We start from the raw sequence: 396 nt of genomic DNA on the forward strand, positions 1-396 counted from the left end.
AATGGTTCTTAACTGATCAAACAACCGGATCTCTCAGGCTTTCGGGCCTGCACATCGGAAGAGACGGAGGTTGAACGAAAAGACCAGTTCTGATTAGTTCTATCGACCAGACAAAAACGCCAGTCGTTCTTTCAATGGTTGAGTTGTGAGGCGGGAAGACGAAAGAGACGAAAGTTTCCCTAATTTCTCCCGGTAACCCAATCAGCTGCAAAGTTGAAGGTTGCGCAATGAGCCGGAGCAAATCGCAAGAAATGCTTTAACTCCATTGTCCTGAAAACACTCCATCCCGGAAGGCAAACCGCAAGGGATGCCGAAAGGATAGCCGGAAAGCAAAGCTGTAAAACGCAATGCCGGAAAGCCAGGGGTTGCAAAATGCATACGTGTGTTAAGGAAGCG

General features: G+C 48.2%; 1 protein-coding gene. It reads right to left on the reverse strand.

From position 1 onward, the window contains the following. Positions 1 to 201: 201 nt before the first annotated feature. Positions 202 to 396 (reverse strand): hypothetical protein (locus tag MN205_RS00010; protein WP_242123061.1); only part of this gene is annotated, 195 nt, incomplete at its 5' end.

The sequence above is a fragment of the Kineococcus sp. TRM81007 genome (assembly GCF_022669155.1).
In the GTDB taxonomy this organism is placed as follows: domain Bacteria; phylum Actinomycetota; class Actinomycetes; order Actinomycetales; family Kineococcaceae; genus Kineococcus.